The organism is Tabrizicola sp., assembly GCF_022842145.1.
Taxonomy (GTDB): Bacteria; Pseudomonadota; Alphaproteobacteria; order Rhodobacterales; family Rhodobacteraceae; genus Tabrizicola.
The window spans coordinates 815,923-841,688 of sequence record NZ_JALHQD010000001.1; the positions used below are offsets into that span (position 1 = coordinate 815,923).

25 protein-coding genes and 1 pseudogene are annotated in these 25,766 nt (G+C 63.7%); 16 read left to right on the forward strand and 10 right to left on the reverse strand.

Annotation, left to right across the window (positions count from 1 at the left end):
• The first annotated feature begins 146 nt into the window (after positions 1-146).
• The 5 genes and pseudogenes from Q0C42_RS04155 (at position 147) to secB (ending at position 4,829) form a co-directional block, all read left to right on the forward strand.
• Positions 147-1,088: pseudogene (locus Q0C42_RS04155) on the forward strand (substrate-binding domain-containing protein).
• Positions 1,089-1,197: 109 nt separating this feature from the next.
• Entirely contained in the window at positions 1,198-2,310 is a 1,113-nt protein-coding gene (locus Q0C42_RS04160; protein ID WP_295072362.1) for an ABC transporter permease, read from the forward strand.
• A gap of 4 nt (positions 2,311-2,314) precedes the next feature.
• Positions 2,315-3,082: an ATP-binding cassette domain-containing protein gene (locus tag Q0C42_RS04165; protein ID WP_295072365.1), complete on the forward strand. Its 768-nt coding sequence runs from the start codon at positions 2,315-2,317 to the stop codon at positions 3,080-3,082.
• A 43-nt stretch (positions 3,083-3,125) separates the two neighbouring features.
• Positions 3,126-4,127 carry an inositol 2-dehydrogenase gene (gene iolG, locus Q0C42_RS04170; protein WP_295072368.1) on the forward strand — a complete coding sequence of 334 codons (1,002 nt, stop codon included), beginning with the start codon at positions 3,126-3,128 and terminating at the stop codon, positions 4,125-4,127.
• Between the two features lie 183 nt (positions 4,128-4,310).
• Complete coding sequence (secB, locus tag Q0C42_RS04175; protein ID WP_295072371.1) at positions 4,311-4,829, forward strand: protein-export chaperone SecB; 519 nt, start codon at positions 4,311-4,313, stop codon at positions 4,827-4,829.
• Between the two features lie 89 nt (positions 4,830-4,918).
• Here secB and dnaQ read toward each other — a convergent pair whose 3' ends face one another.
• The 4 genes from dnaQ to Q0C42_RS04195 are packed head-to-tail and all read right to left on the reverse strand — an operon-like array spanning position 4,919 to position 7,665.
• Positions 4,919-5,656, reverse strand: a complete 738-nt coding sequence (gene dnaQ / locus Q0C42_RS04180; protein WP_295072373.1) for a DNA polymerase III subunit epsilon — start codon at positions 5,654-5,656, stop codon at positions 4,919-4,921.
• Positions 5,649-6,245 carry a dephospho-CoA kinase gene (gene coaE / locus Q0C42_RS04185; protein WP_295072376.1) on the reverse strand — a complete coding sequence of 199 codons (597 nt, stop codon included), beginning with the start codon at positions 6,243-6,245 and terminating at the stop codon, positions 5,649-5,651. The genes dnaQ and coaE overlap by 8 nt, the downstream gene beginning before the upstream one ends.
• The gene (locus Q0C42_RS04190) at positions 6,242-7,081 is read right to left on the reverse strand and encodes a shikimate dehydrogenase (RefSeq protein ID WP_295072378.1); all 840 of its coding nucleotides are present in this window, start codon (positions 7,079-7,081) and stop codon (positions 6,242-6,244) included. Before Q0C42_RS04190 ends, coaE begins: the two co-directional genes overlap by 4 nt.
• Positions 7,078-7,665: a nucleoside triphosphate pyrophosphatase gene (locus Q0C42_RS04195; RefSeq protein ID WP_295072381.1), complete on the reverse strand. Its 588-nt coding sequence runs from the start codon at positions 7,663-7,665 to the stop codon at positions 7,078-7,080. The genes Q0C42_RS04190 and Q0C42_RS04195 overlap by 4 nt, the downstream gene beginning before the upstream one ends.
• Positions 7,666-8,086: 421 nt before the next feature.
• On the opposite strand from Q0C42_RS04195, the gene Q0C42_RS04200 reads away from it, so the two are divergent.
• From Q0C42_RS04200 to Q0C42_RS04230, 7 genes are all read left to right on the forward strand, one after another.
• Complete coding sequence (locus tag Q0C42_RS04200; RefSeq protein WP_295072831.1) at positions 8,087-8,539, forward strand: CopD family protein; 453 nt, start codon at positions 8,087-8,089, stop codon at positions 8,537-8,539.
• 123 nt (positions 8,540-8,662) lie between these two features.
• A complete protein-coding gene (gene rho / locus Q0C42_RS04205) occupies positions 8,663-9,934 on the forward strand; it encodes a transcription termination factor Rho (RefSeq protein WP_295072384.1) in 1,272 nt (423 codons plus the stop codon).
• Positions 9,935-9,946: 12 nt separating this feature from the next.
• A complete protein-coding gene (gene mnmE / locus Q0C42_RS04210; protein WP_295072387.1) occupies positions 9,947-11,230 on the forward strand; it encodes a tRNA uridine-5-carboxymethylaminomethyl(34) synthesis GTPase MnmE in 1,284 nt (427 codons plus the stop codon).
• Positions 11,231-11,242: 12 nt separating this feature from the next.
• Complete coding sequence (gene mnmG, locus Q0C42_RS04215; protein ID WP_295072390.1) at positions 11,243-13,105, forward strand: tRNA uridine-5-carboxymethylaminomethyl(34) synthesis enzyme MnmG; 1,863 nt, start codon at positions 11,243-11,245, stop codon at positions 13,103-13,105.
• Entirely contained in the window at positions 13,102-13,731 is a 630-nt protein-coding gene (gene rsmG / locus Q0C42_RS04220; RefSeq protein ID WP_295072392.1) for a 16S rRNA (guanine(527)-N(7))-methyltransferase RsmG, read from the forward strand. The genes mnmG and rsmG overlap by 4 nt, the downstream gene beginning before the upstream one ends.
• Positions 13,724-14,524, forward strand: a complete 801-nt coding sequence (locus tag Q0C42_RS04225; protein ID WP_295072395.1) for a ParA family protein — start codon at positions 13,724-13,726, stop codon at positions 14,522-14,524. The genes rsmG and Q0C42_RS04225 overlap by 8 nt, the downstream gene beginning before the upstream one ends.
• A complete protein-coding gene (locus tag Q0C42_RS04230; RefSeq protein ID WP_295072398.1) occupies positions 14,524-15,426 on the forward strand; it encodes a ParB/RepB/Spo0J family partition protein in 903 nt (300 codons plus the stop codon). Before Q0C42_RS04225 ends, Q0C42_RS04230 begins: the two co-directional genes overlap by 1 nt.
• On the opposite strand, the gene hemW is transcribed toward Q0C42_RS04230, so the two are convergent.
• The 3 genes from hemW to rph are packed head-to-tail and all read right to left on the reverse strand — an operon-like array spanning position 15,427 to position 17,937.
• Complete coding sequence (hemW, locus tag Q0C42_RS04235) at positions 15,427-16,614, reverse strand: radical SAM family heme chaperone HemW (protein WP_295072401.1); 1,188 nt, start codon at positions 16,612-16,614, stop codon at positions 15,427-15,429. It abuts the gene before it with no gap.
• Positions 16,614-17,219 carry an RdgB/HAM1 family non-canonical purine NTP pyrophosphatase gene (gene rdgB, locus Q0C42_RS04240; protein ID WP_295072404.1) on the reverse strand — a complete coding sequence of 202 codons (606 nt, stop codon included), beginning with the start codon at positions 17,217-17,219 and terminating at the stop codon, positions 16,614-16,616. The genes hemW and rdgB overlap by 1 nt, the downstream gene beginning before the upstream one ends.
• A 1-nt stretch (position 17,220) precedes the next feature.
• On the reverse strand, positions 17,221-17,937 hold the full coding sequence (gene rph / locus Q0C42_RS04245) for a ribonuclease PH (protein ID WP_295072406.1): 717 nt from the start codon (positions 17,935-17,937) through the stop codon (positions 17,221-17,223).
• 73 nt (positions 17,938-18,010) lie between these two features.
• Here rph and hrcA point away from each other — a divergent pair, with 73 nt between their 5' ends.
• A complete protein-coding gene (gene hrcA, locus Q0C42_RS04250) occupies positions 18,011-19,081 on the forward strand; it encodes a heat-inducible transcriptional repressor HrcA (RefSeq protein WP_295072409.1) in 1,071 nt (356 codons plus the stop codon).
• Positions 19,082-19,096: 15 nt separating this feature from the next.
• The gene (locus tag Q0C42_RS04255) at positions 19,097-19,627 is read left to right on the forward strand and encodes a nucleotide exchange factor GrpE (protein ID WP_295072412.1); all 531 of its coding nucleotides are present in this window, start codon (positions 19,097-19,099) and stop codon (positions 19,625-19,627) included.
• Between the two features lie 25 nt (positions 19,628-19,652).
• On the opposite strand, the gene mutS is transcribed toward Q0C42_RS04255, so the two are convergent.
• From mutS to Q0C42_RS04270, 3 genes are all read right to left on the reverse strand, one after another.
• Positions 19,653-22,271, reverse strand: coding sequence for a DNA mismatch repair protein MutS (mutS, locus tag Q0C42_RS04260; RefSeq protein WP_295072414.1), 2,619 nt, complete (start codon positions 22,269-22,271; stop codon positions 19,653-19,655).
• Positions 22,272-22,535: 264 nt separating this feature from the next.
• Positions 22,536-23,045: a hypothetical protein gene (locus Q0C42_RS04265; RefSeq protein WP_295072418.1), complete on the reverse strand. Its 510-nt coding sequence runs from the start codon at positions 23,043-23,045 to the stop codon at positions 22,536-22,538.
• A gap of 18 nt (positions 23,046-23,063) precedes the next feature.
• The gene (locus tag Q0C42_RS04270) at positions 23,064-23,372 is read right to left on the reverse strand and encodes a hypothetical protein (RefSeq protein ID WP_295072420.1); all 309 of its coding nucleotides are present in this window, start codon (positions 23,370-23,372) and stop codon (positions 23,064-23,066) included.
• 786 nt (positions 23,373-24,158) lie between these two features.
• Between Q0C42_RS04270 and Q0C42_RS04275 the strand changes: the two genes are divergently transcribed.
• Both Q0C42_RS04275 and Q0C42_RS04280 read left to right on the forward strand, forming a co-directional pair.
• Entirely contained in the window at positions 24,159-24,842 is a 684-nt protein-coding gene (locus tag Q0C42_RS04275; RefSeq protein WP_295072422.1) for a response regulator transcription factor, read from the forward strand.
• Positions 24,843-25,375: 533 nt separating this feature from the next.
• Positions 25,376-25,756, forward strand: a complete 381-nt coding sequence (locus tag Q0C42_RS04280; RefSeq protein ID WP_295072425.1) for a hypothetical protein — start codon at positions 25,376-25,378, stop codon at positions 25,754-25,756.
• Positions 25,757-25,766: the final 10 nt, after the last annotated feature.

Here is a 25,766-nt window from a genome sequence, read left to right on the forward strand (position 1 = left end):
GAATCGGTTGACGCAGGGAGTGCGACTCCTCAGTCTGCGGCTTCGGAACTGACGAGCTCACCCGTCGCACGCAGGGAGGCGGCGCGACGGGAATCTGAATTGAACCGCTGTAGTGGACAGCGGACAATAACCGGGAGGAATGACCCATGAAGAAGACCCTTATCGCTGCAGGCTTCGCCTCGCTGCTTGGGACCACCGCGATGGCGGACGGGATCGGCGTGTCGATGGCACTGTTCGACGACAACTTCCTGACCGTCCTGCGCAACGGCATCCAGACCCAGGCCGACGCGGCCGGTCTGTCGGTGCAGATCGAGGACGCGCAGAACGACGTGGCCAAGCAGCTGGACCAGATCAACAACTTCATCGCCTCGGGCGTTGACGCGATCATCGTGAACCCGGTCGACACCTCGGCCACGCAAGCGATGTCGGATGCCGCTGCCGCTGCCGGCGTGCCGCTGGTCTACGTCAACCGCCAGCCGATCAACGTCGACACCCTGCCCGACAACCAGGCCTTCGTCGCTTCGAACGAGTCGGAGTCGTCGCGTCAGGGCTTCATCGAGCAGTGCAACCAGTGGGCTGCTGCCGGCAAGACCGAAGTCAGCGTCTACGTCATGCAGGGCGAACTGTCGAACCAGGCCGCCGTGCAGCGCACGCAGAACTACACCGACGTGATCGAAGCCGGCGAATGCAAGGTCAAGGTCACCGTGATCGACCAGCAAACCGCCAACTGATCGCGTGACCAGGCGCAGTCGCTGATGACCAACTGGCTGTCGACCGGCGCTGCCTTCGACGGTGTGCTGGCCAACAACGACGAGATGGCTCTGGGTGCGATCCAGGCGATCAAGGCTGCGGGCATCGGCATGGATGCGGTCATCGTCTCGGGCGTCGATGCGACCCAGGACGCGCTGGCCTCGATGCAGGCTGGCGAGCTGGACATCACCGTGTTCCAGAACGCGGCGGCCCAGGGCGGCGGCGCACTGGACGCAGCCGTCAAGCTGGCTGCCGGCGAAGCGGTCGAGCAGAAGGTCTACGTTCCGTTCGAACTGGTGACTCCGGCGAACATCGACGGCTACCTGTCGAAGAACTAAGCCCTTCCGGGCACCTCGGGGCGGCTGGCAACAGTCGCCCCGTTTTCACTGGCCGGGTGGGGCAACATCGGCCAGTTTTCCTTATCGCATCTTTGGGGAGGAGGGCGACGTGGCAGAAGCAACGCATGGCCTGGGCGGCTTGAAATACGATCCGACGAAGCGCACCCGCGCGCCGGAGTGGAACGTGTTCGGCGCGCTTGTGCTGATCGTCCTGATCTTCGAAATCCTGAACCGCATGCAGGGCGGGTCCTTCCTGTTCAACATGCGCGACAATGTCGACGCGATCTTCAACCAGCAGCGGCTGGACATCATGATCCTGCAGGTCGCGATCATCGGGATCATCGCCTTGGGTGTGACGCAGGTGATCATCATCGGCGGGATCGACCTGTCGTCGGGGTCCGTGGTTGGCGCCACCGCGATGGTGACGATGAGCTTTGCGCAGACCGCGATGGTCAACGGCAACCCCAATCCGAAAGCGATCTTCGGCGACTGGGCGATGGATCTGCCGGTGATCGTGCCCATAGTCATCGGACTTGCCTGTGGCCTCTTTGCCGGACTTATCAACGGCTTGCTGGTGGCCTACACCAAGATCCCGCCCTTCATCGCCACGCTTGGCGTGATGGTCTCGGCCCGCGGTGTCGCGCGGTGGTGGTCCAACGGCCAGCCGGTCAGCTTCCCGACCGAGACCTACGGGACCTTGGCAAACGGCGACCTTCTGGGTGGCATGACCTTCGGCCTGTTGTCCTGGCAGGGCCAGAACCCCGCCGTGATCTTCGTGCTGCTGGCGATCCTGTTCCACGTCATCATGACCTACACCCTGTACGGCAAGCGGTCCTACGCCATCGGGTCGAACGAAGCGGCGGCGCGGATGTCGGGGATCAACACCGACCGTCACAAGGTGCTGGTCTATGCCATCGCCGGGCTGCTGGCGGCCGTCGCGGCAGTTCTGCTGACGTCGAAGAACCTCACGGCCCAGGCGGGCATGGGGGTGATGTATGAACTCGATGCTATCGCGATGGCCGTCATTGGCGGCGTTTCGCTGGCCGGGGGTCGCGGCTCGATTCTGGGCACCGTGCTGGGTGCCGCGATCTTTTCGGTGATCATCTCGGGATTCACCTCGATCAAGCTGGACGCCTACTACCAGGAGATGGTCAAGGGCGCGATCATCGTCGGCGCGGTGGTCTTGGACCAGTGGCGTCAACGCAAACGGACCCGGGGGTAGACCTATGTCAAAGATCATTCTGGAAACCCGCGGCCTGACCAAGCACTACGGCGGCGTGCATGCGCTGGACGACGCGAACTTCATCCTGCACGAGGGCGAGCATGTCGCCGTCGTGGGCGACAACGGGGCGGGGAAATCCACCTTTGTGCGCCAGGTGACGGCGGTGGAGCAGCGGACGAGCGGCGAGGTCATCTTCGACGGCCAGCCGGTTCACTTTTCCGGTCCGCTGGAAGCGCGGCAATCGGGGATCGAGACGGTGTTCCAGACCCTGGCGCTGGCCGATGATCTGGATGTGCCGTCGAACCTGTTCCTGGGGCGCGAGCTCTTCAAGTTCAAACTGGGGCCGTTTTCCTGGCTGGACCGCAAGACGATGCGCGAGCGGACGATGGAGGCCTTGGCGACCACGGCAGTCAAGATTCCCAACGTCGACAACCCGATCCGCAACATGTCGGGCGGCCAGCGCCAGTGCGTGTCCATCGCGCGGACGGCGGCTTTTGCGTCGAAGCTGGTGATCATGGACGAACCCACGGCGGCGCTGGGGGTGCAGGAGACGGCTCAGGTCGAGAACATCATCCGGGGCCTGAAGGAGCGCGGCATCCCGATGATCCTGATCAGCCACAATCTGCGGCAGGTCTTCGATCTGGTCGACCGGATCGTGGTTTTTCGCCGGGGTCGCATCGTCGCCTCCTTGCGGAAGGACGAGACCGACGGCAATGACATCGTGAGCTACATCACCGGGGTCAAGGGCGGCAGCGACGCCACCTACGCCTGAAGTTTGACAAACGCCGGGGGCAGCCCGGGGCTAAGGAGAGACTATGACGATCAGGTTCGGGCTTCTGGGTGCGGGGCGCATCGGGAAGGTTCATGCGAAGGCGGTTTCCGGGAACTCCGGTGCGACGTTGGTGGCGGTAAGCGACGCGATGCCGGCGGCGGCACAGGCGATTGCGGATCAGTATGGCTGCGACGTGCGGTCGATTGATGTCATCGCGGCGGCCAAGGATATTGACGCGGTGGTGATCTGTACGCCGACGGATACCCACGCCGACCTGATCGAGCAGTTCGTTCGCGCAGGCAAGGCGGTGTTCTGCGAAAAGCCGATCGACCTGTCGCTGGCACGCGTGAAGCAGTGCCTGGAGGTCGTCCGCGCCGCGAAGGGCACGCTGATGGTCGGCTTCAACCGCCGTTTCGACCCGCATTTCATGGCGGTCCGGGCCGAGATCGATAAGGGGACCATCGGGACCGTCGAGATGGTGACGATCACCAGCCGTGATCCGGGGGCACCTCCGGTCGATTATATCAAGCGGTCGGGCGGGATTTTCCGAGACATGACGATCCATGATTTCGACATGGCGCGGTTCCTGCTGGGTGAGGAAGTGTCGGAAGTGTCGGCGATGGCGGCGGTTCTGGTGGACCCGGCGATTGGCAAGGCGGGTGACAGCGATTCTGTTCAGGTTATGCTGAAGACGGCGTCGGGGAAGATGGCGGTCATCTCGAACTCGCGCCGGGCGACCTACGGGTACGACCAGCGGATCGAGGTGCATGGGTCGGGCGGCTCGGTCGCGGCGGAAAACCAGCGGCCGGTGTCCATCGAGGTTGCGACGGGTGCGGGGTATACCCGGCCGCCGCTGCACGACTTCTTCATGACCCGCTATACCGAGGCCTACGCGGCCGAAATTGCGGCCTTCATTGACGCTATGGGGGGCAAGGCGAAGGCAAGCCCGTCGGGTGAGGATGGGCTGCTGGCCCTGGCCCTGGCCGAGGCGGCGCTGAAATCGGTCGCGGAAGGTCGCGTCGTCAAAATGAGCGAGGTTCTGTAAGACTGTCCAGCGTGGACAGTTTTGCAAGCACTTTGGAATCAGCGGCTTAGGCGCGCGGATTCATGAACAGTTAAGGATTGGCCGGCCTTCGGGGTCGGCCTTTTTCGTTGGCTCCAACCGCAGCATTGAGGGCCGACGCCCGACCTGATAGGAAAGCGACAAATCCGTTTGGGAGACCCGGAAATGGCAGACGAAACCCCGGCAGGGAACGGCGCGGCAGCGACCCCGGCGCAGATCAAGATGCAGGTGCTGGCCCAGTACGTGCGCGACATGTCCTTTGAAAACCTTGTCGTGCAGAAGGGCCTGACCGCAGGCGAAGTGCAGCCCGACATTCAGGTCGCCGTCAGCCTGGACGCCCGCAAGCGCCCGGTGGCGAACCAGTACGAGGTGATCACCAAGTTCAAGGTGACCTCGAAGAACAAGGTCAACGGCGACGTGCTGTTCCTGCTGGAGCTGGAATACGGCAGCACCTTCCTGATCGAGGGGGTAGCAGAGGAGCAGCTGCATCCGTTCCTGCTGATCGAATGCCCGCGGCTGATGTTCCCTTATGTGCGCCGCATCATCTCGGACCTGACGCGCGACGGGGGCTTCCCGCCCCTGAACGTGGACCAGGTGGATTTCATGGCGCTGTACCGGCAAGAGCTGGCGCGTCGGGCACAGGCGCAAGCCGCCTCGCCGGCCCCAGCTGAAAAGATCAACTGATCAGGCGTTTTGCAGGGCGAGAGGTTGCAACTTCTCGCCCTTAGCCCCTTCCCAAGGGCGCGGATTGCACCCGCCACATCGGTCGTCCGCTAGGCTTCTTTCTTCCAGATCGCTGCGTCACCCAGCTTGCCGACCATCGCGGCATGGGAGGCAAGCTCTGCTTCCGTGATGCGCGGAGGCAGCGGCTCGGGCCGTGGGCGGGGACGCCAGGTGATCAGATCGCCCGAGGCGCTGCGGGTGGGCGCAGGGGCGGCGGAGCTGAGGACAAGGTCGGGCTGCCGACCGCCGATCAGTTCCAGATAGACTTCGGCCAGTATTTCGCTGTCGAGAAGCGCGCCGTGCTTTTCCCGCATCGAGTTGTCGATGCTGAAACGCCGGCACAGCGCATCCAGCGAGGCGGGTGAGCCGGGGAACTTGGACCGGGCGATCATCAGGGTATCGGTCGCGCGGGCGTAGGGCAGGTTGGGCAGGCCGCACCGCTGAAGCTCGTGGTTCAGGAATTTCATGTCGAAAGCGGCGTTGTGGATCACCAGCTGCGCGTCGCCGATGAAATCGAGGAAGGCCTGGCCGACCCTGGCAAAGACCGGCTTGTCCCGCAGGGTGACGCCGCCGGGGACGGACTTGCCGGGGGTTTCCAGGATGTCGTGGCCAATGCCGTGCACTTCGAACGCGCCAGCGGGCATGCCGCGTTCAGGGTTGATGTATTGGTGGTAGGTGCGGCCGGTGGGCAGGTGGTTGAAAAGCTCGATGGCGCCGATTTCGACGATGCGGTGGCCTTCGGCGGGCTCGAAGCCGGTGGTTTCGGTGTCGAGGACGATTTCACGCATCTTTGGTCCGCCGGATGTCTGCCAGCACATCTCTCACAGCTTGATGGGCGGCTTCAAGGCTGGTCGTGGGAATGACGTAGGTCGCCCGCTTGCGCTTTTCGGCATCGGGAAGCTGGCGGGAGAGGATGGTCTGAAACTCGGCTTCGGTCATGGCGCCACGGTCAAGGACGCGCTGGCGCTGGACCGCAGCGGGGGCAGAGACGACGGCGACGGCGTTGCAGGCTGTGTCCAAGCCGATCTCGTACAGAAGCGGCACGTCGAGGAGAACGATCTCGTCGGCTTCGTTGCGTGCAAGGAAGGCGGCGCGGTCGGCGGCGACGAGGGGATGGACGGCGGCATTGAGGCGGTCGAGGACCGTCGCGTCGGCCTGGATCATGGCGCGAAGGGCGGCGCGGTTGACCTGTCCGTCAGGGTCGATTGCGCCGGGGAAAAGCGCAGCGATGGCTAGGGCGGCCGGTTGGCCGGGGTGGTACAGGCGGTGGACAGTGGCGTCGGCGTCCCAGACGGGCAGGCCTTCGTCCGCGAACATCTGCGCCGTGGTCGATTTGCCCATGCCGATCGAGCCGGTGAGGCCGAGGACGAAACTCATGCGGACAGGACGGCCTGACGGGTGGCCTCGTCCACTTCGGGGCGCTGGCCGAACCAGCGTTCGAAGCCGGGAGCGGCCTGGTGGAGCAGCATGCCAAGGCCGTCGACAACGGTGGCACCACGGTCCTCGGCCTCGATCAGGAACTGGGTTTTCAGCGGGGTGTAGACCAGGTCGTTGCACAGCGCCTTGGGGTTCATCCGGTACAGCGGGACGTGGAAGTCCTGCTTGCCGGTCATACCAAGGGAGGTGGTGTTGATGACTGTAACGGCGTCGTCCATCAGGTTCGGGGCCTGGGTCCATTCGTGGACATGGATCTTGGCACCGAAGTCGTGGCGGATCGCATCGGCCCGGGCGCGGGTGCGGTTGGTAAGGCGAATCTCGGGAACGCCCACTTCGATCAGCGCGGCGACGACAGCGCGGGCTGCTCCGCCTGCGCCAAGGACAACGGCAGGGCCGGACGCGGGCTTCCAGTCCGGGGCGTTCTGGCGGAGATTGGCGATGAAGCCGGAACCGTCGGTGTTGTCGGCGTGGATCTTGCCATCCTTGCGGAAGATCAGCGTATTTGCGGCCCCGATCAGAGCGGCGCGGTCAGTGACGACATCGGCGATCTGAAGGATCGCCTCTTTGTGCGGGATGGTGACGTTGCAACCGACGAAGCCCAGTTCGGGCAGGATGCGGAGGAGGCGGGGCAGATCGACAGGGGCGATGTCGATGGGGATGTAGTGGCCCTTGATGCCGTAACGCTTGAGCCAGTAGCCATGCAGCGCGGGGCTGCGGCTGTGGGCGATGGGATGGCCCAGGACGGCGGCAAGCGGGATGCGGGGGTAGTCGGTCATGTGGCGATCATGCCCCGGTTGCCAAGCCATGCCAACAGCGGCAGGAGCGGTAGGCCAAGAATGGTGAAATGGTCGCCGTGGATGGCCGAGAAGAGGCGGACGCCTTCCTCCTCGACCTTGTAGCAGCCGACGGAGTGGCGGATCGAGTCCCAGTTCCGGTCGACGTAATCGTTCAGGTAGGCGTCGGAGATCGGGTGCATGGTCAGACGGGCTTCGCCGATGGTACGCCAGACGGGTTCGGCGTTTTCATAGACGACGATCGCGGAGAGCAGCTTGTGGGTCTTGCCCCGCAAGGCGCGGAGTTGGGCGCGGGCGTCGTCGGGGGTCTGAGGCTTGGCAAAGGTTTCGCGGTCAAGGGCGAGGACCTGGTCGCATCCAAGGACAAGGTCGGTCGGGTGTTTCTCGGCGACCTTGCGGGCCTTCATCTCGGCCAGGGCATCGGCGATGTCGCGGGGGTTCGCCCCCTCGGCCACAAGGGTGTCGCGGATGGTCGCTTCATCGACGCGGGGGGCGATGGCGGTGGGGTCCAGGCCGGCGGCGCGGAGCATCGAAAGGCGGGTCGGGGAGGTGGAGGCAAGGATCATGGGGGCTGTGGATATCCGCGGTTTGTTCCTGGGTGCCGTTGGGGTGAGAAAGCGGCTGTGGTGGCGTGCTGTGGGTATCCGGGGTGGTCCGGGGTGGTCCGGCCAGAGATATCCCGCTGTGCACGGGGTTGTCACGCGGTACGGGAGAAATGGTCGTGCGGGGGGTCGGGATGGTTGGAGGCTGTGGATCAGGTGCGGCGGGATATTCGAGTAAGTTACTGTTATTGATCAGTAATTTCTGGATCTTCTGCTTGGATGAGATGTTTTCCCGGACTTGTCCCCAGAACGCTCCCTGTGGATGGGTCTGGGGGCCAACCGGCCAATCCAGTTCTGCACAGGGCCTACATCATCCACATTCCTTCTTTCATTCTTTCTTTATAGAAGAAGGACGAAGGCGCTTTGGGTGGACAAGATGCTGGCGATGATCACGGATTTTCTGGCCGACTGGTATCTGGTGACGAAGTCGCTGCACGTGGTGTCGGTGATCTCGTGGATGGCGGGGATCTTCTATCTGCCCCGGCTGTTTGTCTACCACGTCGAACAGGTCGAAGCCGGAAGTGCGACGGACAGGATGTTCCAGACGATGGAGCGGCGCTTGCTGCGGGGGATCATGAACCCGGCGATGATCGCGACCTGGGTCTTTGGCCTGGCGCTGGTCTTCACGCCGGGGGTGGTGGACTGGTCCTTCGTCTGGCCCTGGGTCAAGGCGGGCGGGGTGCTGGTCATGACCTGGTTCCACCACTGGCTGGGCCTGCGCCGCAAGGAGTTCCTGGCGGGGACCAATACGCGCAATGGCAGGGCCTACCGGCTGATGAACGAGGTCCCGACGATTCTGATGCTGGTCATCGTCTTCGCGGTCATCACCCGCTTCTGATTGACTTTTGCAAAGACGCCGATTAGGTGCGGCTTTGCAGGGCCGTCCGGTCCATCGCACTTCCCGTCCCAGACTTCCCGACGATACGCCCCCCCACGGGGCTGGTCCGCCCAAAGGTATTCCATGACTGTCGAACGCTTGAACCTCTCTGAACTCAAGGCCAAGACCCCGGCCGACCTTCTGGCCATGGCTGAGGAGTGGGAGATCGAGAACGCCCCCTCCATGCGCAAGGGCGAGATGATGTTCTCGCTTCTGAAGGAGCATGCCGAGGAAGGCTGGGAGATCGGCGGCGACGGCGTGCTGGAAGTGCTGCAGGACGGGTTCGGCTTCCTGCGTTCGCCCTCTGCCAACTATCTGCCCGGCCCGGATGATATCTATGTCGGCCCCGAGATCCTGCGCCAGTTCAGCTTGCGGACCGGGGATACCATCGAAGGCCTGATGCAGGCGCCGAAGGACAACGAGAAGTATTTCAGCATGACGCATGTCACGCGGATCAACTTCGATGACCCGGAGAAGGCCAAGCACAAGGTTCACTTCGACAACCTGACGCCGCTTTATCCGGACGAACGGCTGAAGATGGAGGTCGAGGACCCGACGATCAAGGACCGCTCGGCCCGGATCATCGACCTGGTGGCCCCGATCGGCAAAGGCCAGCGCGGGCTGATCGTGGCACCGCCGCGGACCGGCAAAACGGTGCTGTTGCAGAACATCGCCAACTCGATCGCGACGAACCATCCGGAGTGCTATCTGATCGTTCTGCTGATCGACGAACGGCCCGAGGAAGTCACCGACATGCAGCGCACGGTGAAGGGCGAGGTTGTCGCCTCGACCTTCGACGAACCGGCGACGCGGCACGTGGCGGTGGCGGAAATGGTGATCGAAAAGGCCAAGCGGCTGGTCGAACACAAGCGCGACGTGGTGATCCTGCTGGACTCGATCACCCGCCTTGGCCGCGCGTTCAACACCGTTGTCCCGTCCTCGGGCAAGGTGCTGACCGGTGGTGTGGACGCCAACGCCCTGCAGCGCCCGAAGCGCTTCTTCGGTGCTGCCCGGAACATCGAGGAAGGCGGGTCGCTGACCATCATCGCCACCGCGCTGATCGACACCGGCAGCCGGATGGACGAAGTGATCTTCGAAGAATTCAAGGGCACCGGTAACTCTGAGATCGTGCTGGACCGCAAGGTTGCCGACAAGCGCGTCTTCCCCGCGATGGACATCCTGAAGTCCGGCACCCGGAAAGAAGACCTGCTGGTCGACAAGATGGACCTGCAGAAGACCTACGTCCTGCGCCGCATCCTGAACCCGATGGGCACGACGGATGCCATCGAGTTCCTGATTTCGAAGCTGAAGCAGACGAAATCGAACGGCGAATTCTTCGAGTCGATGAACACCTGATAGGCGGCGGCGATGGACACGATCTATGCCCTCGCCACGGCGCGGGGTCGGTCGGGCCTCGCCGTGGTACGGATCTCGGGACCGGGCGCGCTTGCGGCCGGTCTTGCGCTTTGTGGGTCGCTGCCTGCCGCGCGGGTGGCGGGGTTGCGGCGGCTGACCTGGGGTGGAGAGGTGCTGGACGAGGCGCTGGTGCTGTCCTTTGCCGAGGGCGCCAGTTTCACCGGCGAGGCGGTGGTGGAGCTGCACTGTCACGGTGGGCCTGCCGTGGTGGGCGCGGTGCTGCGGGCCCTGTCTGCGCAACCTGGCCTGCGGTTGGCAGAGCCGGGGGAGTTCACCCGTCGCGCGCTGGAGAACGGCGTGCTGGACCTGGCGCAGGTCGAGGGGCTGGCGGACCTGATCGACGCCGAGACGGAGGCACAGCGCAAGCAGGCGGTGCGGGTGCTGTCGGGCTCGGTCGGGCAGAAGGTAGAGGGCTGGCGGCGCGACCTGATCCGGGCTGGGGCCCTGCTGGAAGCCACCATCGACTTCGCGGATGAGGACGTGCCGGTGGACGTCTCGCCCGAGGTGCTGGTGCTGATCGACGGGCTGATGGCCGATCTGGGGCGTGAGGCGGCGGGGGTGTCTGCCGCCGAGCGGATCAGGGACGGGTTCGAGGTCGCCATCGTCGGTGCGCCGAATGCCGGGAAGTCCACGCTTTTGAACCAGCTTGCAGGGCGCGAGGCCGCGATTACCAGCGAGATTGCCGGGACGACGCGGGATGTGATCGAGGTCCGCATGGAGATTGCTGGGCTGCCGGTCACGTTCCTGGACACGGCAGGGCTGCGGGACACCGAGGATCGGCTGGAACGCGCCGGGATCGAGCGGGCCTTGGCGCGGGCCGAAGCCGCGGACTTGCGGTTGTTCCTGGCGGATGGCTCTGCGCTGCCGCTGGAGCCGTCGGGCGATGATCTTGTGGTTATAGGGAAATCGGACACCATATCTGGGGCATCTGGTCTGGCGGTATCCGGCAAGACCGGTGCGGGCGTGCCGGAACTGATGGCGCGGATCGGGGAAATCCTGGACGCGCGCGTGGGGTCCGCCGGCGCTTTGGTGCGCGAACGGCATCGCGTGGCCGTTACAACGGCAATCGCTGCTCTGGCCGAGTCACGGGCGGAAGTGGTAAGACCCGACTCGCGCGTCGAACTGGCGGCGGAGCATCTGCGGCAGGCTGTGAGGGCACTTGATGCGCTGGTTGGCCGGGTGGATGTCGACGACCTTTTGGGCGAGATCTTTGCCAGCTTCTGCATCGGCAAGTAGGGAGTGTTCCACGTGAAACACTACGATGTCATCGTGATCGGGGGCGGCCATGCGGGCGCCGAGGCCGCTGCGGCTGCGGCGCGGATGGGCGTGTCGACGGCGCTGGTGACGCTGCGGATCGAGACTTTGGGCGCCATGTCCTGCAATCCGGCCATCGGCGGACTGGGCAAGGGCCACCTCGTGCGCGAGATTGATGCGCTTGACGGCGTCATGGGCCGGATGGCTGACCGCGCGGGAATCCAGTTCCGCCTGCTGAACCGCAGGAAAGGGCCTGCCGTGCAGGGGCCGCGGGCGCAGATCGACCGGCGTCTCTATCGTGAGGCGATGCGGGCGGAACTGCTGGCGACGCCGGGGCTGGACATCATCGAGGGCGAGGTTTCGGGGCTGCGTCTGGTGGGCGGAGCCGTGAGCGGCGTTGTGGTGGCCTCGGGAGTGGAGCTGGCATCGGGTCGCGTGGTGCTGACGGCAGGAACCTTCCTGAACGGCGTGATACATATTGGCGACCAGCGGATGTCGGGCGGCCGCATGGGTGATTCGCCCTCGCGCGTGCTGGCATCGCAACTGGCGGAGCTGGCGCTGCCGGTGGGACGGTTGAAAACGGGTACTCCACCCCGTCTGGATGGGCGGACGATCGATTGGGCGCGGCTGGAAAGCCAGCCGGGGGATGAGACTCCGGTGGTGTTTTCCTTCCTGAACCGGGTGCCGGAGGCGCGGCAGATCTCTTGCGGGATAACCCATACGTCCGAGGCGACCCACCAGATCGTGCGGGATAACCTTGGTCGCTCCGCCATGTATGGGGGGCACATCGAAGGTGTCGGGCCGCGCTACTGCCCGTCGATCGAGGACAAAGTCGTGCGCTTTGCCGACAAGACCTCACATCAGGTGTTCCTGGAACCGGAGGGACTGGACGACCACACCGTCTATCCGAATGGTTTGTCGACCTCGCTGCCGGAGGACGTCCAGCACGCCTACATCCGCACGATAGTCGGGCTGGAGGAGACGGTTATTCTGCAGCCCGGTTATGCCATCGAGTACGACTACTTTGACCCGCGCGGACTTCAGCAGACGCTGGAAACGCGCGCCGTTCCGGGGCTGTACTTCGCGGGCCAGATCAACGGCACGACGGGATACGAAGAAGCGGGCGCTCAAGGTATTGTGGCTGGCATGAATGCCGCCGCGGCATCTTGTGGTCGTTCGCCAATCGAGTTCAGCCGGACGAACAGTTACATCGGTGTGATGATCGATGATCTCACCTCGCGCGGGGTGACGGAGCCCTATCGGATGTTCACCTCGCGGGCCGAGTTCCGGCTTACAGTCCGCGCTGACAATGCGGACCGGAGGCTGACGCCGATGGGTCTGGACGCAGGCTGTGTGTCTGGGGCGCGGCGCGTTGCGTTTGAAACGAAGCTGGACGCGCTGGAGACCGGGCGGCAAGCGCTGTCGGCAGCGATGATCGGGCCGAAAGCACTTAACGAAGTGGGGATCGCGGTCAGCCGCGATGGCGCGAAGCGGTCGGCCTACGATGTCCTGTCATTGCCCGGCGCCGAACTTGATCTGCTGGAGAATTCCTTTCCCGCCTACCAGATGTTGGGGCGGGAGGTCCTGGACCAGCTGCAGATAGATTCAACTTACGACCAGTACTCTGACCGTCAAAGCAAGGAAGTGGCTGATCTGCGCCGCCAAGAGACGCAGCGGATCCCGAAGGGATTCGATTACGGCAGCATTTCCGGGCTTTCCAATGAGCTGAAGCAGAAGCTGGCGCGTGCTCAGCCCGAATCGATTCTTCATGCCCAACGTATTGAAGGGGTCACGCCTGCCGCGTTGCTGCTGCTGTTGGGGCATTTGCGCAAATCTGCAGAGCGGCTTGCAGGATGACGACTGCGTATGAGCTGTCGGTCGGCGGGATAGATGTTTCACGTGAAACATTCGAAGCGCTGAAATCCTACGAAGCACTTGTCCACCGCTGGAACGGAGCGATCAATCTTGTCAGCAAAAATGCGCTGAAAGACCTGTGGACCCGCCACATCGCGGATTCGGCGCAGGTTTTCACACTCTGCCCCGCGACAGCAAAAACTTGGGCTGATTTGGGCGCCGGGGGCGGATTCCCTGGACTAGTCGTCGCTGTGCTTGCCCGCGAGCTGATGCCGCAACTCCACGTCACTCTCGTTGAAGCTGACCTGCGCAAAGCGACCTTCCTTCGGCAAGCGGCTCAAGCTTTGTCGCTGCAGGTCACAGTAGTCAGCGAGCGAATCGAATCACTTTCTTCCCTGAACGTCGACGTCCTTTCAGCCCGAGCGCTGGCAGCGCTGCCGGAGTTGCTGGGCTTTGCAGAAAAACACCTCCACCCAAATGGAGTTGCGATCTTTCCGAAGGGCGCCCGCTACCAAGAGGATCTTGCTTCAGCCCGCACTTCCTGGGAGTTCGACGTTGACACGCGGCCCAGCCTGTCGGAAGGCGAAGCCGCAATTCTAGTGATCAGGAACATTCACCGCCATGTCTGACGCTTACATCCTTGCTTTGGCCAATCAAAAGGGTGGCGTCGGCAAGACGACCACTGCGATCAACCTGGCCGCCGGCTTGGCTGAGCTTGGCAAGAAGGTCCTTCTGGTGGATATCGATCCGCAAGGAAACTCTTCGACAGGCTTGGGAGTTCGACCCGATGCGCGCAAGAAGACCAGCTATGACTTGGTGGTTGATGGCGCAGAACTACAGGATGTTGTGATGGCGACCAGCATTCCGGACATCATGATTATCCCTGCCAATGCTGACCTGTCCTCGGCCGACCTGGACATCGTGTCCATCGAAAACCGGAGTTATCTGCTGCATGATGCGCTGCGGCGCCCCGAGATGGATGCCTATGGCTTTGACTATATCCTGATCGACTGTCCGCCTGCCTTGAGCCTTCTGACTGTCAACGCCCTTGTCGCGGCGCATTCTGTCCTTGTCCCGCTTCAGTGCGAGTTCTTTGCGCTGGAAGGGCTGTCGCAGTTGATGCTGACGATTCGCGATGTGCGCCGCTCTGCCAATCCGGACCTGCGGATCGAAGGGGTTGTGTTGACGATGCATGACCGCCGCAACAGGTTGACGGCGCAGGTCGAAGCCGACGCCCGCGCCAATATGGGCGATCTGGTCATGAAGACGACGATCCCGCGGAATGTGCGGATCAGTGAGGCGCCGTCCTATGCATTGCCGGTTCTAAGCTACGATTCCGGCTCCAAGGGAGCGGAAGCCTACCGTGCGCTGGCGCGTGAAATTGCGGATCGCCGGAAAACCCCCGAAGTTTCAGAGGCCTGATGATGAGCAGCAAGATCGAAAAGCGCGGCCTGGGTCGCGGATTGTCTGCCCTGATGGCCGATGTGCATCTGGCGGGCCCCGAGCAGATGGCGGCGTCGCGCAAGGCGGAACTGCACGTCCCGGTGGACAAGCTGGAGCCGAATCCGCAGCAGCCACGGCTGGATTTCCGCAAGGAAGACCTGGACAGCCTTGCCGATTCGATTCGCCAGAAGGGGGTGATTCAGCCCCTTATCGTGCGGCGGAAACCGGGGCGGGATACCTATGAGATCGTCGCCGGCGAACGGCGCTGGCGTGCGGCCCAGCTTGCCCAGTTGCATGAAGTTCCTGTGGTTGTTCGGGACCTTAGCGACACCGAGGTCCTTGAAGTCGCGATCATCGAGAACATCCAGCGTGCCGACCTGAACGCGATCGAAGAGGCGCTGGGATTCCGGCAGTTGATGACTCGATTCGGTCATACGCAGGAGAAATTGGCCGAAGCCCTGAGCCGGAGCCGGAGCCATGTGGCGAACTTGCTGCGGCTGCTGACACTGCCGACCGAAGTGCAGGACATGGTGCGTGAGGGCGGCCTGTCGGCCGGGCACGCGCGGGCGCTGATCGGGAGCCCGAAAGCGGCGGAACTGGCGGCTCAGATCGTCGCAAAGGGCCTGTCGGTGCGCGAAACCGAGCGGTTGGTGAAAGCGCAGGAGAATGCGAAGCCCGCGTCGGCCAGAACGCGGCAGGCACCCGAGAAGGATGCGGATACGCGGGCGCTGGAGGCGGATCTGGCCGCCAATCTGAAGCTTCCGGTCCGGATCGACCATATGGCCGGGGCGGAGAGCGGGGAGCTGACGATCCGCTATGCGTCGCTGGAAGACCTCGACAGATTGTGTCGGATCCTTTCCCAGCTACCAGATGAAGATTGATCAGCTGGCGCTTTGACGGTTTGCCAGGAGGGCGCGCAGGATGCCGTTTAGCATCATGACGCCGGTTTCCGTGGTGCTGATCCGGTCAGCGTCCTGGGTCAGGAAGCCCAAGCCTTTCATCTCGGCCAGGGCGAGGTCGGACAGCGATGCACCAGAAAGTGCCGCGAAACGGCTGAGGGAGGCACCCTCTTTCAGGCGAAGCGCGAACATCAGGTACTCGGAAGCGCGATCCTCGGCAGAGAGGCGATCGGTTGTCTCGGCACTGCCAGGATGGGTGATCGTGCGGTTCAGCCAAGGGGTTGGTTGACGCTCGGCCTCGGTGGCGAATCGAGTCAAACCAAGGGTCAGGCGACCATGCGCGCCGGGGCCAATGCCGGCGTAATCGCCCATCCGCCAATAGATCAGGTTGTGCCGTGATTCGTCACCGGGGCGGGCGTGGTTCGAGACTTCGTAGGCGGGAAGGCCGGCGGCACGGGTGATCTCTTGCGTCAGCTCGAACATGTCGGCGGAGAGATCCTCTTCCGGCAGGCCGCGGAGGAGGTTCTTGGCGTGCATCTGGCCGAAGACGGTGCCGTCCTCGATGGTCAGCTGGTAGAGCGAGAGGTGCGAGGTCCCGAAGTCGAGCGCGCGGTTCAGTTCGTCGCGCCAGGCGGCGAGGGTCTGGTTCTGGCGGGCGTAGATCAGGTCGATGGAGACGCGGTCGAAGGTGGACTGAGCGATGGCGATGGCCTTCGCGGCCTCGTCCACGCTGTGTATCCGGCCGAGGCGGCGGAGGTCTTCCGCGTCAAGCGATTGAATTCCAAGGGAAACGCGGTTGACGCCCGCTTTTGCATAGGCGTCGAAGCGGGCAGCCTCCACCGAGCCGGGATTGGCTTCGAGGGTGATCTCGATGTCGTTTGCAAGGGTCCAGGTGGCGCGGACGCGGTCAAGGATGCCCTGGACGGTGGCGGCTTCCATCAGCGAGGGCGTGCCGCCGCCGAAGAAGACGGAGTTCAGGATGCGGCCTTGGGTCAGGGCACCGACGCGGTCGATTTCGGATTCGAACGCCTGAAGCCAGCGGGATTGGTCGATCCGGGTGGCGACGTGGCTGTTGAAGTCGCAGTAGGGGCATTTCGACTGGCAGAAGGGCCAGTGAAGATAGAGGCCGAAGCCGGCGTGGCGCCAATCTTCGTAGGGCTGGGCGTCCATCAGGGGAACAGGGCGGCGACGAGTTTGTGGAAGGCGTCGGCGCGGTGGGAGAGGCGGTTCTTCTCCCAGCGGTCCATCTCTCCGAAGGTCTGGGTATAGCCGTCGGGCATGAAGATAGGGTCGAAGCCGTGGCCCTGCTCGCCTCGGCCGGGCCAGACGAGGCGGCCGGGGGATTTGCCTTCGAACACAAGGTCTTGCCCGTCCGGTGCTGCAAGAACCAGGGTACAGCAAAACTGGGCAGTGCGGGGTTCGGGGGCTTTTGCGGCCTCCAGTTCGCGCCAGACGCGGGTCATACCGACGGTGAAGTCGCGGCCGGTCGCCGTTGTGGCCCAGTCGGCGGTGAATACACCCGGCGCGCCAGCCAAGGCGTCGACGGCCAGACCCGAGTCATCGGCCAGCGCCACGAGGCCGGAGGCTTTCGCAGCAGCATGGGCCTTGAGGCGGGCGTTGCCGACGAAAGTGGTCTCGGTTTCTTCGGGTTCGGGAAGGCCGAGGTCTCCGGCCCCCACGACCGTTACGTCGAAGGGCGCGAGAAGATCGGCGATCTCTTCCAGCTTGCCACGGTTGTGCGTGGCGACCAGCAGGCGATCCCCGCGCTTCAGCATCCTACAGACCCAGGGCCGCCCGCTGGGCAGCAACCAAGGCCGCGTTGCCGGCACGGGCGAGGTCGAGAAGTTGCAGCAGCTCCTCCTGGATGAAGGCGGAACCTTCGGCCGACATCTGCACCTCGATCAGCTTTCCGGCGCCGGTCATGACGAAGTTGCCATCGGTTCCGGCGGCGGAATCCTCGGGGTAGTCGAGGTCCAACACGGGCTGACCGGCGTAGATCCCGCAGGAGACGGCGGAGACGTGATCCAGCATCGGGTCCGAGACGATGACGCCCGAGGTCAGGAGCTTGTTCATCGCCAGACGCAAGGCGACCCATCCGCCGGTGATCGAGGCGCAGCGGGTGCCGCCGTCGGCCTGGATCACGTCGCAGTCGACCACGATCTGCCGTTCGCCCAAAGCCTGCCGGTCCACGCCCGCGCGCAGCGAGCGACCGATAAGCCGTTGAATCTCCTGCGTACGGCCAGACTGCTTGCCTGCCGCAGCCTCACGCCGGGTGCGCGAGTTGGTGGCGCGGGGCAGCATCCCGTATTCGGCCGTGACCCAGCCCTGCCCGGTGTTCTTCAGAAAGGGTGGCGCCTTGTCCTCGATAGTGGCCGAGCAGAGGACGTGCGTGTCGCCCATCTTGATCAGGCAGGAGCCTTCGGCGTGTCTCATCACGTTGGTTTCGATTGAAACCACCCGAAGATCACTTAGTTTTCTGCCTGACGGGCGCATTGCTGGACCTTTCGCTGGAATGCGGCCACATATGCAACCACTGGCACCGGATGCAAGGCCGATTGCTGAACCGATGACGAACGCGCAACCCATCCTGAGCGACATGAACGACCGCACGCGCGAAGTATTTCGCCGCGTCGTCGAAGGCTATCTGACGTCCGGGGAGCCGGTGGGGTCGCGCACCCTGACACGGACCCTTTCGGAAAAGGTCTCGGCGGCGACGGTTCGTAATGTCATGCAGGATCTTGAATATCTTGGGCTCCTGGACAGCCCCCACATTTCTGCTGGCCGTATTCCAACCCAGATGGGCCTGCGGATGTTCGTCGACAGCCTGCTGGAGGTCGGCGAGGTCGCGCCCGAGGATCAGGAGAAGATCGACGCCACCACAGGCTCCAATGATCAGGACGTGGCGACCCTGCTTGACGACGTCGGGGCGGCACTTTCGGTGATCACCCGGGGGGCAAGCGTGGTGCTCGCCCCGAAGCGGGAAGCGGCGATCCGGCATATCGAGTTTGTCAGCCTTGCCGCGGATCGGGCGCTTGTCGTCCTGGTGTTCGCGGACGGGCAGGTGGAAAACCGCGTCTTCGCGCCGCCACCGGGGCAGACGCCATCGTCGATGCGCGAGGCGGCGAATTTCCTGAACGCCTTGGCCGAGGGGCGGACCCTGTCCGAACTGCGGGCCAACATCGTGTCCGAGATCGGCAAGCGGCGCCAAGAGATCGATTCGCTGGCGCGTGAGATGGTCGAAAGCGGCTTTGCCCTCTGGGAGAACGCCGGTGAGCCGTCGGAGCGTCTGATTGTGCGTGGCAGGTCGAACCTGATCGGCGAGGCGGCGGATCAGTCCGAGATCGACCGAATCCGCAGTCTTTTCGATGATCTGGAGCGCAAGCGGGACATCGCCGAATTCCTGCATCTGACCGAGGCGGGCGAAGGTGTCCGCATTTTTATCGGTTCCGAGAACAAGCTTTTCTCACTTTCCGGTTCAAGTCTCGTCGTTTCTCCCTATATGAACGCTGATCGGAAAATCATCGGCGCGGTGGGCGTCATCGGACCGACCCGGCTGAACTATGGCCGCATCGTTCCGATTGTCGACTATACCGCCCAGCTGGTGGGCCGCCTGGTCAGTGACCGCGGCAAGGGCTGAAGAAGGACGTTGCGAATGTCGCAGGAAGAAACCACCTCGCCGCAGGTGGATGTGGAAGAGTTTGAAGCGCAGGAAGCCGGTGAGCTGGAGGCTTTGCGGATCGAGCGCGACGAGTTGCGCGACCGTTTCATGCGGGCGCTGGCGGATGCCGAAAACTCGCGCAAGCGGGCCGACCGGGATCGCAAAGAGGCCGAGATGTATGGCAGCACCCGGCTCGCCCGGGATCTTCTGCCGGTCTACGACAACCTGAGCCGCGCGCTGCAGGCGATCCCCGAGGAAAGCCGCTCGACCTCGTCGGCGCTGATCGAGGGTGTCGAACTGACCCTGCGGGAGCTGTCGAACGTGATGTCCAAGCACGGGATCACCATGATTTCCCCGGCGGTGGGCGATATGTTCGACCCGCAACTGCATCAGGCGATGTTCGAAGCCCCGCTGCCCGGGACGAAGGCAGGTCAGATCATTCAGGTCGCGACCGAGGGCTTCATGCTGTTCGACCGCCTGCTGCGTCCGGCGCAGGTTGGGGTGTCATCCAACACGGCTGGGTGAAGGGAAGGTGGGCGGATCGCCCACCCTACGCCAGGCCCTTGATTTCATAGATTAGTTTCAGGGCTTCCATCGGCGTGAGTTCGTCCGGATGGATGTCCTTCAGCCGCTGTTCCACCGCTGAGGCCTTTTGCTTCGGTGGCGGGGGTGGGGGCGGCGCGGCGCGGAACAAGGGCAGGTCGTCGATCAGGGTGGCCTGCTTGCCGCCCTCGCGGTCGCCCTTTTCCAGCGCGTCCAGGACGACCTTGGCCCGTTCGATCACCGAATGCGGCAGGCCCGCCAGTCGCGCAACCTGCACGCCGTAGCTGCGGTCGGCGGCGCCTTCGCGGACCTCGTGCAGGAAGATGACCTCGCCTTCCCATTCCTTCACCGTCACGGTCGCGTTCTTCACGCCCGGAAGCTTGCCCGCCAGCGCGGTCATCTCATGGTAATGCGTGGCGAACAGAGCACGGGAGCGGTTGACCTCGTGCAGGTGTTCCAGCGTGGCCCAGGCAATTGAGAGACCGTCATAGGTGGCGGTCCCGCGGCCGATTTCGTCCAGGATCACCAGGGCGCGGTCGTCGGCCTGGTTCAGGATCGCGGCGGTTTCGACCATTTCTACCATGAAGGTCGACCGGCCGCGGGCCAGGTCGTCCGAGGCTCCAACCCGGCTGAACAGCTGCGAGACGAGGCCGATGCGGGCTTCGGTGGCCGGGACGTGACTGCCAGCCTGGGCAAGAAGGGCGATCAGGGCGTTTTGTCTTAGGAAGGTGGATTTACCGGCCATGTTCGGGCCGGTCAGCAGCCAGACCGCGGGGGTGTCCTTTTGGGTCAGGGCGCAGTCGTTCGCCACGAAGGGCTGGCCTTGCTGGCGGAGCGAGCGTTCGACGACGGGGTGGCGGCCTGCGGTGATCTGGAAGGCGCGGCTGTCGTCCACGATGGGGGCGCACCAGTTTTCTTCCGCTGAGAGGTCGGCGAAGGCGGCCGCGAGGTCGATCTCGGCCAGCGCGCGGGCGGCCAGCGCGATGGGGGCGGAATGGTCGAGGATCTGGGCTTTCAGGGTGGCGTAATGCCGCTTTTCGATCTCGAGCGCGTGGTTGGCGGAGTTGAGGATGCGGGTTTCAAGATCGCTGAGGGCGAGGGTCGTGAAGCGGACCTGACCGGCTGTGGTTTGGCGGTGGATGAAGAGCTCCGGCATGGCGCGCATGCGGTCTTCGTGGGTGGTGGTGGTTTCGATGAAGTAGCCCAACACGTTGTTGTGCTTGATCTTCAGGGAGGTGACGCCTGTCGCCTCGACGTATTCCGCCTGCATCCGACCGATGACGCCGCGGCCCTCGTCGCGGAGGGCGCGGGTATCGTCGAGGTCGGGGTCGTATTGGGGCGCGATGTAGCCGCCGTCGCGGGTAAGGAGCGGGGGTTCGGCGACGAGGGCCTGGGTGAGGAGATGCACGAGTTGGTCGTGGCCGACGAGGGCTTGGGCGGCTTCGGTCAGGAGGGGCGGGGCGTTGATCAGAAGTTGGGCGATGCGGCCGGCTTGTTCAAGACCGGCGCGGATGGCGGTCATGTCGCGGGGGCCGTCGCGGTCGAGCGCGAGGCGGGAGAGGGCGCGGTCGATGTCGGGGACACGGCGGAGGGCCTCGCGGAGCTGGTCGCGGAGGGAGGGGGCTTCGAGGAGGAAGTCCAGTGCAGCGTGGCGGGCGTGGATGATGTGGAGGTCGAGCGAGGGGGAGGAAAGGCGGCGTTCAAGGAGGCGCGCGCCACCGGCAGTGACGGTGCGGTCGATGGCGGAGAGGAGGGAGCCGTCGCGGCCACCGGAGAGGGCCTGGGTGAGTTCCAGGTTGCGGCGGGTCGCGGCGTCGATCTGCATCGTGCCGCCAAGGGGTTCGCGGACCGGCGGGCGGAGGAGCGGCATCCGGCCGCGCTGGGTGAGGTGGAGGTAGTCGACGAGCGCGCCCATCGCGGAGACCTCGGCGCGGTCGAAGGCCCCGAAGGCGTCGAGGGAGGCGACGCGGAAGAGGTCGCAGAGACGCCGCTCGGCGTTGGTGGAGTCGAAGCTGCCTCGGGATAGGGGGGTGATGGCGAGGCCGGGGTCGAGGGCGGCGGTGATCTCGGTCTCCCGCGCCTCGGAGAGGAGAAGCTCGCGCGGGGCGATGCGGGCGAGGTCGGGGGAAAGTCGGGTGAGGGAGGACGGCATCACCCGGAATTCGCCGGTGGAGATGTCGGCCCAGGCGAGGGCGGCCTGGTCGCGAACTTCCGAGTAGGCGGCGAGGAAGTTGTGGCGGCGGGCTTCGAGGAGCGAGTCCTCGGTCAAGGTGCCGGGGGTGACGAGGCGGACGACGTCGCGTTTGACGACGGATTTATAGCCGCGCTTCTTGGCCTCGGCGGGGTCTTCCAATTGTTCGGCGATGGCGACGCGGAAGCCTTTCCGGATCAGGGTGAGGAGGTAGCCTTCGGCCGAATGGACCGGGACGCCGCACATGGCGATGGGCTCACCTTGGTGGAAGCCGCGTTTGGTGAGGGCGATGTCGAGGGCGGCGCTGGCGGCGACGGCGTCGTCGAAGAACATCTCGTAGAAGTCACCCATCCGGTAGAAAAGAAGGGCGCCGGGGTTCTGGGCCTTGATGTCCAGATACTGCGCCATCATCGGCGTGACGGTGTCTTCGGTCACTGCTGGTCCCCCGGTGGTGGGGGGAGACTACAGGGGCGGGAGCGGTCGGGGAAGGGGGGTGCCCACTGTGGCGAGATTTCAGGCCACTGCAATTTCAATGGCTTGGGCCCGGGCGTTTACCGAATGTCAGGATTTATGTCGCGGGCGCCAGGCGGGTGGCCCACCTCCTCTTTGCAGGAGAGATGGGCCACCGAATACCGAGCGTTCCCAGGGCACGCTGGACACTTGCGGCGCAGCCTGCGGTGGGCCGGCATAAGGACCAGATCAGCTTTGGTGGTTTCGGTGGTTTTCCAATGCTGCCATCAGCGCCTCGCTGAGACGCGAGGGGGTCAGGGGCAGGCGCAGAGTGCTGTCACAGATTGCGCGGCGATGGTGGCCAAAATCATCTGATGCAACGCCTGCCGTTGCCATGACGATGAAAGTGCCGGGACTTGCCCGCCGAAAGCGCATCAGGCGGTCGACGCCCATGTCCGTATCGGCAAAACGGTCGAGGTTCACCACGATTCCGTCGTAGCGCAGGCTACCGGGCTTGCCGAGGCCGATTGGATAGACCTCTTCCGAAGCGGCCACTTCCCGGGCACCAAGTCCATTCTGTGTCTCGCTCAGCACGATGCGATCCTGCCGGGAGAACCCCAGATTCAGGATGCGCAGGCCGGCCAGGGACGGCTCGCCCACAAGCCGGAGGATCGTGGCGGGAAGTCTTGCGCCGAGTTCCGCACGGCGGAACGGGCTTGGCCCGGAAAAACGGTCTGTTGCAGGTCGAAAGGGCCACATGGTTGTGCTCCGGTCAAATCAGGAATGGGCAACGAGCCGCCGCGACCCCGATCCGTCGGGATCGAAGACCGTGAGAACGGGTGCCAAGGGAAGGAGGTCACGCATCCGGTTGAACCGCGCACGGTTCTGCGGCTGCGCAAGAAATTCGTTCATGACGACGAGGATCGGCTCGTCGTCGGCGTTCATCACGTCGGCGCCGCACAGCACCTCGAAGCCCTGCGACTGCAGGATCGAGCGCACTTCCAGTCCCGAAACCGTGTCGCCACCCAGAAGGATAGCGGGATGTTCATTCCCGTCGATCAAGGCCAGAGCATCGGACAGTGCCATTAGCACGACCGGATTGCTGGTCTCGAAGTTGGAAATGGACGAGATCCTCATCCGATCAGCCCGATGCTATAGAAGATCGCGATCCAGCCGATCAGACCCAGGACCGCCGATGGCAGGATCCACCAACCGCCTGGCAGGCCCCCGGACTGCGATGCAAGTCGGGTGGGACGAATGTCTGTGGAGTTGGCTGGGGGCACGTTCATCTAAGGTCACCAAGTTCAAAAGCTAGGATGTCCATGCTTTCTACTGAGCGACCCAAAACCGGGCGATCTATCGCTTGGACATTAAAGGAGCGTTCCCCATATCAACCGGGCGCTGAGTGGCCGGAGTCGGGGCAGATCTTCGAATAGGATAGTGGGGACTATACTTGGGGTATCGCAGGACCAACCAGACGCAACGCGGGTACTGGATGGTCGCGAGCGGACCGTACGATAGATTCTCTATGGGGCCGGGTGCCGGCGGAACCGCGGTGGCGCATCAGAAGCCCCACGCATCACCGTCGCCAGCGCAGGGCACCTGATCCATTCCCGCCCGGCTGTCGCCTAAGAAGCTGTGGCGCGGGAATGGTTTAGCGAAGATTCTGGAAAAGAACGCGCCACGAAGCGCAACCTGGAGTGATCGTTTCGATTGGCAAACTATATCGACGGGGGCAAGGCACCATGCTATCCTTTGATAGCGTTGAGTGCTGTTTGCGACTGTTCACGCCCCCCCCAGCCGTTGCTAGACGAAGAACCGTAAACTGCGGCAGCAAATTCGCTGCACTGCTGACCCATAGGATAGATCAACGTGCTTAATGTGAGCGCCCCCGCGTTTCAGGCCACGAACAAGGACGACAAAGTGCAGGGCAATACTGACTTGATATCGGTGCTGCTGATCGACGACCACAGCCTGATCGTGGAACTGGTCAAGAGTTTCCTTGGCGAAGACGGTGGGTTTGCCATCACTGTCGCCGGGGATCTCAACAGCGGGATTGCGAAGATCCGCGAAGTGGGGGGCTTCAACGTCGTCTTGCTGGACGTGGTGCTGCCAGGTCTGACCGGGATCAGCGATGTGGCGAAGGTCGTCGAGAACAACTCTGATGGCGCAGTCGTGCTGTTCTCGGGATCGGTGTCGGCAAGTTTCGTCGAGAAGGCCGTGCAGGTCGGCGCGCGTGGCTACATCCCAAAGACCTTGCCGCTGAAGGCGCTGACCAGCGTGATCCGACTGGTGGCCGCAGGGCAGACATTCGTTCCCAGTGACTTTGCCTACCGGAAGCCCGATGGCTCGCAAGTGGGCGAACCTCGGCTGTCGCAAGTCGAGACCACGGTGCTTCACCATATCGGCGAGGGACTGGGCAACAAGGAAATCGCCTTCCGTCTGGAAATGAGCGAGTCCACCGTGAAGATGCATATCCGCACGATCTGCCGGAAGCTTGGGGCGAAGAACCGCACGCATGCGGTGATCATCGGTCGCGCGGACGGGTTGCTTTAAGGCATCCGTTCGACCGGCCGGGCCGAGTGGTCCGGGGTGCCCCGTTATAGGGTGTCAAGCTGTGTCTGAATCCCTCATCACCTGCACAGCCTGATCCCGGCGCCTGCCTGGCGCGACCTGCCATCAGGCAACCGCATCGGCGGCCCATTCACGGCCCACCTTAGGATCGTCTGCTATCGTGCAGAGATCAGGAACAAATTCCCGAATCGGCATGTGGTGGCGCCCTGGGTGAGGGGCTTCCGCGACAACGCCCATCCGGCCATCCCCACGCAACTCCGATAAAATCTCAGGTCTTTCGTGCAGTTGCCGCTGCCCGGGGCACAAAGCAATTCGGTCGAAAGCCAGCCCAACTATCGGCGGATAGCCAATATGTCCAATCGGCATTGAGAAGCTGACGACAGAGGGGGCTAAGGATTTATCCAGTCTTTTCATAAAGAAGCCAGAGGCACGTCAGAGAAATGTCCCAACGACGTCACATCCAAATGGGGTCTTCCGCCGTCCTGGCTTCAGCAGTGTTTCTGCTGGGCGGCTGTGTGTCCGATGTTCCCAAGCAAGTCGACGTCTTCTGCTGGGCAGAGGAAGAGGGCCTTATCCTTCCCGACGACAAGTGGGACTCCAAGTGGGAACCGGAGTCGGACGTGATATGCACGCCAATCTCCGGAAAAGCTGCGGCTGCGACAGGGGGCGACGGCGCACAGCCGCCGACCGACCCGTCGGATCCTGCAACACCGCCTACGACCGGACCGGGGAACAACGTGTACGCGTTTGCGGGACAAAGCGGGACGGGAGCCGGCATATCAGGCCCGGGCTACACGGCGAACAGCACCGCAGGTGGTGGCAATACGTCGGCTTCGGCGGATGGCTACACCGTAACGGTTGTCGGCGGCGTTATCTCGATCGACACGCCGGATTGAAGGAATTCCA

Bases quoted from the DNA above. Each gene is read 5' to 3' on its own strand.
- Q0C42_RS04165 (WP_295072365.1), top strand. From the start codon at position 2,315: ATGTCAAAGATCATTCTGGAAACCCGCGGCCTGACCAAGCACTACGGC.
- iolG (WP_295072368.1), top strand. From the start codon at position 3,126: ATGACGATCAGGTTCGGGCTTCTGGGTGCGGGGCGCATCGGGAAGGTT.
- secB (WP_295072371.1), top strand. From the start codon at position 4,311: ATGGCAGACGAAACCCCGGCAGGGAACGGCGCGGCAGCGACCCCGGCG.
- dnaQ (WP_295072373.1), bottom strand. From the start codon at position 5,656: ATGCGTGAAATCGTCCTCGACACCGAAACCACCGGCTTCGAGCCCGCC.
- coaE (WP_295072376.1), bottom strand. From the start codon at position 6,245: ATGAGTTTCGTCCTCGGCCTCACCGGCTCGATCGGCATGGGCAAATCG.
- Q0C42_RS04190 (WP_295072378.1), bottom strand. From the start codon at position 7,081: ATGACCGACTACCCCCGCATCCCGCTTGCCGCCGTCCTGGGCCATCCC.
- Q0C42_RS04195 (WP_295072381.1), bottom strand. From the start codon at position 7,665: ATGATCCTTGCCTCCACCTCCCCGACCCGCCTTTCGATGCTCCGCGCC.
- Q0C42_RS04200 (WP_295072831.1), top strand. From the start codon at position 8,087: ATGATCACGGATTTTCTGGCCGACTGGTATCTGGTGACGAAGTCGCTG.
- rho (WP_295072384.1), top strand. From the start codon at position 8,663: ATGACTGTCGAACGCTTGAACCTCTCTGAACTCAAGGCCAAGACCCCG.
- mnmE (WP_295072387.1), top strand. From the start codon at position 9,947: ATGGACACGATCTATGCCCTCGCCACGGCGCGGGGTCGGTCGGGCCTC.
- rsmG (WP_295072392.1), top strand. From the start codon at position 13,102: ATGACGACTGCGTATGAGCTGTCGGTCGGCGGGATAGATGTTTCACGT.
- Q0C42_RS04225 (WP_295072395.1), top strand. From the start codon at position 13,724: ATGTCTGACGCTTACATCCTTGCTTTGGCCAATCAAAAGGGTGGCGTC.
- Q0C42_RS04230 (WP_295072398.1), top strand. From the start codon at position 14,524: ATGATGAGCAGCAAGATCGAAAAGCGCGGCCTGGGTCGCGGATTGTCT.
- hemW (WP_295072401.1), bottom strand. From the start codon at position 16,614: ATGGACGCCCAGCCCTACGAAGATTGGCGCCACGCCGGCTTCGGCCTC.
- rdgB (WP_295072404.1), bottom strand. From the start codon at position 17,219: ATGCTGAAGCGCGGGGATCGCCTGCTGGTCGCCACGCACAACCGTGGC.
- rph (WP_295072406.1), bottom strand. From the start codon at position 17,937: ATGCGCCCGTCAGGCAGAAAACTAAGTGATCTTCGGGTGGTTTCAATC.
- hrcA (WP_295072409.1), top strand. From the start codon at position 18,011: ATGACGAACGCGCAACCCATCCTGAGCGACATGAACGACCGCACGCGC.
- Q0C42_RS04255 (WP_295072412.1), top strand. From the start codon at position 19,097: ATGTCGCAGGAAGAAACCACCTCGCCGCAGGTGGATGTGGAAGAGTTT.
- Q0C42_RS04265 (WP_295072418.1), bottom strand. From the start codon at position 23,045: ATGTGGCCCTTTCGACCTGCAACAGACCGTTTTTCCGGGCCAAGCCCG.
- Q0C42_RS04270 (WP_295072420.1), bottom strand. From the start codon at position 23,372: ATGGCACTGTCCGATGCTCTGGCCTTGATCGACGGGAATGAACATCCC.